The sequence below is a fragment of the Streptomyces katrae genome (genome assembly GCF_000966975.1).
Taxonomy (GTDB): Bacteria; Actinomycetota; Actinomycetes; order Streptomycetales; family Streptomycetaceae; genus Streptomyces; species Streptomyces katrae.
This window is the reverse complement of sequence record NZ_JZWV01000650.1, coordinates 1-5,091: the sequence shown is the minus strand read 5'-3', so window position 1 is coordinate 5,091 and position 5,091 is coordinate 1. Positions and strand designations below refer to the sequence as shown.

Here is a 5,091-nt window from a genome sequence, read left to right as displayed (position 1 = left end):
GCGCGCGTCGATGTCGATCTTCTTGGTCATGTCGCCCTTGGCGATGGCCGTCGTGACCATGGCGATCTGCCGCACCTGGCCGGTGAGGTTGGAGGCCATGAAGTTCACCGAGTCGGTGAGGTCCTTCCACGTGCCCGAGACGCCCGGGACGTGCGCCTGACCGCCCAGGCGGCCCTCCGTGCCCACCTCACGGGCCACGCGGGTGACCTCGTCCGCGAAGGAGGACAGGGTCTTGACCATCGTGTTGACCGTGTCGGCGAGCTGCGCGACCTCGCCGCGCGCCTCGACGGTGACCTTCTTCGTCAGGTCGCCGTTGGCGACGGCCGCGGACACCTGGGCGATCCCGCGCACCTGCGCCGTCAGGTTCCCGGCCATCGTGTTGACGTTGTCCGACAGGTCCTTCCAGATGCCGGTGACCCCGCGCACCCGGGCCTGCCCGCCGAGGATGCCCTCGGTGCCCACCTCCCGGGCCACCCGGGTCACCTGCTCCGCGAAGGAGGACAGCTGGTCCACCATCGTGTTCACGGTGTTCTTCAGCTGGAGCATCTCGCCGGAGACGTCCACGGTGACCTTCTGCGACAGGTCGCCGTTGGCCACCGCCGTCGTCACCTGCGCGATGTTGCGGACCTGGCCGGTCAGGTTCCGGAAGGCGGTGTTCACCGAATCGGTGAGGTCCTTCCACGTCCCCGCCGCCCCGGGCACCTGGGCCTGGCCGCCCAGCTCACCCTCCACGCCGACCTCGCGGGCCACACGGGTCACTTCCGAACCGAAGGACTGGAGCTGGTCCACCATCGTGTTGACGGTGTTCTTCAGCTCCAGCATCTCGCCGGCCACGTCGACCGTGACCTTCTGCGACAGGTCACCGTTGGCCACGGCGGTGGTCACCTGGGCGATGTCCCGCACCTGCGTGGTCAGGTTCCGGAAGACCGTGTTCACCGAATCGGTGAGGTCCTTCCAGGTACCCGCCGCCCCCGGCACCTGCGCCTGGCCGCCCAGCAGGCCCTTGGCGCCGACCTCGCTGGCCACGCGCGTGACCTCGTCCGCGAAGGTCCGCAGGGTCTCCGTCATCTGATTGATCGTTTCGGCCAGCTGCGCCACCTCGCCGCGCGCGCTGACCCGCACCTTCTGCGACAGGTCACCGTTGGCCACGGCCGTCGTGACCTGTGCGATCCCGCGCACCTGGGCCGTGAGGTTGCCCGCCATGGTGTTGACGGAGTCGGTCAGGTCCTTCCAGACGCCCGCGACCCCGGGCACCTTCGCCTGGCCGCCCAGCTCGCCCTCGGTACCCACCTCGCGGGCGACCCGCGTCACCTCCGAGGAGAAGGAGGACAGCTGGTCCACCATCGTGTTGACGGTGTTCTTCAGCTGCAGCATCTCACCGGCCACGTGCACCGTGACCTTGCGCGACAGGTCGCCCTTGGCCACCGCCGTCGTGACGAGCGCGATATCACGCACCTGAGCGGTGAGCCGGTAGGCCATGGTGTTGACGGAGTCGGTCAGGTCCTTCCAGGAACCCGACATTCCGCGCACCTGGGCCTGACCGCCCAGCTTCCCCTCGGTGCCGACCTCCAGCGCCACCCGCGTCACCTCGTCGGTGAACGCCGACAGCTGGTCGACCAGGTTGTTGACCGTACGGCCGACCTTCAGGAACTCCCCGCGCAGCGGATGCCCGGCCCCGTCCGGCGCCTGCGTCCGCAGGTCCATCCGCTGGTCCAGGTCGCCCTCGGCCACCGCCGACAGCACCCGGCCCACCTCGGACACCGGCCGGGCAAGATCGTCCACCAGCTGGTTCGAGGCGTCGATCGCCGCCGCCCAGGACCCCTCGCAGGCCCCGGTCTCCAGCCGCTCGCTCAGCTTGCCCTCGCGGCCCACCATGCGCCGGACCCGCGACAGCTCCCCGGTCAGGTGCAGGTTGCGGTCGGCGACCTCGTTGTAGACGGCGGCGATCTCCGCCATCACGCCCTCGCCGGACACCGTCAGCCGCTTGCGGAAGTTCCCGTCCCGCATCGACACCAGGGCCGTGAGCAGCCGGTTCAGAGCGGCGGTATCGACCTCCGTCGTACCGTTCCGCCGGGACCTGCCCCCCTTGGGGCGCGTTCCCGTACGCCGCACCGCTGCGCCAGACTCCACCGTGTCCCTCCCGAAAGGGTCGACCGCTGTTCCACCGGATCCCGGCTGTCCAAGAGCCGGCTCTCCAAGCCTGCCCAGTGTTTCACCCCGGCCGAACCCGGCCATAACACTTCGGCACCTTCGCACACGCTCCGCACCCTGCGGGTGGATTCCCGTCCGACCGCCTCACGACGACCTCGAAGGTAAGTAACCTGGCATCCGATGTCCCACCGCGTCGAAGGAGACTTGTGATCACGGCACGGGCGGCTGCCAGTTTCACCCCGCAAGGGCGGTCGGTCGCCGCTGCCCGCGCGTTCGTCCGCGACACCCTCCAGGGCTGGGGCTTCGCGGACATCGTCGACGACGCGGTGGTGCTGACCAGCGAACTCGTCACCAACGCCGTGGTCCACGCCGGAACCCAGGCCGAGGTCCTGTGCCTGCGCGCCGAGGACGGCGTACGCGTGGAGATCGCCGACCGGTACCCCGAGCGCGAGCTCCCCCTGCGCCACCCCGACGAGCGCCCGTACGCCGACCCGGACCGCGAGAGCGGCCGCGGCCTGATGCTCTGCGCCGCCCTCGCCACCCGCTGGGGCGTCGAGTACACCGCCACGCACAAGCACGTCTGGTTCCGCCTGGACCTGCCGGACCGTCCGGTCGGTACCCGGTCGGCGGGCCCCGTCGTACCGGACCAGTTCCTGCCCCTGGCCGACAGCCGGGTCCGCGTCGCCGTCCTCCAGGTCGACGCCGCCGACGCGATCTCCGCCTGGAACGAGGACGCCGAGCACGTGTTCGGCTACGCCGCGGAGAAGGTCCTCGGCCGTCCCCTGGCCGAGCTGGCCGCCTGGCCGCAGACCCCCGGCACCGGCACGGGCATCGCCGAGGCCCTGCGGCTGTCCCGCTGGGAGGGCAGCTACGGCATCCGCGGCGCCGACGGCCGCGTCATCCCCGTGTACGCCTCCCACCTGCGGGTCCGTGACGCGCACGGTGAGCCGTCCATCGTCTGCCTCCTCGTCCACGACGACGAGCGCGCCCTGCTCCAGACCCCGGCACGAGCCACCGCTTCCGACGGGCAGCTCTCCGAGCCCCGCCCCGTGGACCCCTTCGAGGTGTTCATCGGCTCCCCGGCCCCCGACGACCTGGACGGCCTGCTCCAGCGGACCGTCGAGCGGGCCCGTGACATGCTCGACGCCGATGCCGCGTTCCTGCTGCTGGCGACCGACGACGAGACCGAGCTGGAGGTCCGCGCCACGACGGGCCTGCCTTCCACCCGGCAGCGCTTCGCCCGCGTCCCCGTCGAGGCCGGCACCAGCCGCTGCTACGGCTCGGCCCGGCTGCCCGCCGTCCACGACGACCTCTCCGCCGTCCCCGGGGCGGTACCGCTCCTGGAGTCCACCGGCATGCGCTCGGTCGTCACCGTCCCCCTCAAGGTCGAGGGCCGGCTGACCGGCTCCCTGGGCGTCGCCGCCGAGAATCCGGGCCGCTACACGAACGAGGAGGCCCTGCGCCTCCAGTTCGCCGCCGACCGCATCGCCCTGGCCGTCGAGTCGGCCCGCCTGGGCGAGCTGGAACGGCTGCGCCGCGGCTCCCTGTCCTTCCTCGTCGAGGCCTCCGACCTGCTGGCGGGCACCCTCGACCGGGACCAGACGCTGGCTCTGATGGCCCAGATGACGGTTCCGACGCTGGCCACCTGGTGTGCCGTGTACACGATCGCCGACCAGGCCTCCGACCCCTACCTCGCCTACGTCCTGCACGAGGACGAGGAACGCATCGACGGCCTCAAGGCCCTGTTGTCCCGGGTGGAGCCGCCCGAGCCGGTCCGTGAGGCCGGGGCCCGCCCCTGGCCGGCGACGGCCGCGGCGGTGGGCGGCGAGACGGTCGTCCTGCCCCTGCTCGCCCGCAACCGGGTGATCGGCATGCTGACCCTGGGCAAGCCCAGCGAGGAGCACTTCCGCCAGGAGATCCTGGAACTGGCCGACGACCTGTCGCGCCGTGCCGCCCTGGCCCTGGACAACGCCCGCCTCTATTCGGAACGCACGGCGATCAGCCGCTCCCTCCAGCGCAGCCTGCTGCCGCCGGGCTCCCCCGCGATCCCCGGGATGGAAGTGGAGGTCATCTACCGGGCGGCCGGCGAGGGCAACGAGGTGGGCGGCGACTTCTACGACGTCTTCCCGATCCGCGACGGCGCGTACGGCTTCGCCATCGGCGACGTCTGCGGTACGGGCCCGGAGGCGGCGGCGGTGACCGGCCTGGCCCGTCACGCCCTGCGCCTGCTGGCCCGCGAGGGGCTGGGTGGCCCGGCCGTCCTGGAGCGGCTGAACGCGGCCATCCTCGACGAGGGTGCCCGCAGCCGCTTCCTGACCCTCCTGTACGGGGAGCTCCACCCGCAGCCGGACGGCGGCGCCCTGATGAAGGTGGTCTGCGCCGGCCACCCGCTGCCGTTGCGCCTGCGCCCGGACGGCGAGGTCACCGCGGCGGCGGAACCGCAGCCGCTCCTGGGTGTGATCGACGACCTGGACCTGTACGAGCAGACCCTGTCCCTGGACCCGGGTGACGTCCTCCTCTGTGTCACGGACGGGGTGACGGAGCGCCGCGAGGGCTCCCGCATGCTGGGCGACGACGGCCTGGCCGACGTCCTCACCACCTGTACGGGCCTCACGGCCGGCGCGGTCGCCGCCCGCGTCCTGCGCGCGGTGGAGCGCTTCGCGGCGGAACCCGCCTCGGACGACATGGCCATCCTGGCCTTCCGCGTCCCGCACCCGCGCGAGGGCTCCTGACGTCTCCCGGCCGGCTTCCGGTCCGCCCCCGAGGCGGCCCGGAAGTCCCGGGTCCGTGCACGACCTGCCCTGGAAACGCAAAAAGGCCCCCGCCATCAGGCGGGGGCCTTTTTACTTCGGAGCCCTTTAACGGAATCGAACCGTTGACCTTCTCCTTACCATGGAGACGCTCTACCGACTGAGCTAAAAGGGCGGGTTGTTCGGCGGC

2 protein-coding genes and 1 tRNA gene are annotated in these 5,091 nt (G+C 71.7%); 1 reads left to right on the top strand and 2 read right to left on the bottom strand.

What is annotated here, in order from left to right:
* On the bottom strand, window positions 1-2,130 hold a 2,130-nt coding region (locus VR44_RS23105; RefSeq protein WP_045949492.1), incomplete at its 3' end, for a HAMP domain-containing protein.
* A gap of 191 nt (window positions 2,131-2,321) precedes the next feature.
* Between VR44_RS23105 and VR44_RS23100 the strand changes: the two genes are divergently transcribed.
* Complete coding sequence (locus VR44_RS23100) at window positions 2,322-4,883, top strand: SpoIIE family protein phosphatase (RefSeq protein WP_094191856.1); 2,562 nt, start codon at window positions 2,322-2,324, stop codon at window positions 4,881-4,883.
* 120 nt (window positions 4,884-5,003) lie between these two features.
* On the opposite strand, the gene VR44_RS23095 is transcribed toward VR44_RS23100, so the two are convergent.
* Window positions 5,004-5,076 (bottom strand) — tRNA-Thr (locus VR44_RS23095).
* Between the last annotated feature and the right edge of the window lie 15 nt (window positions 5,077-5,091).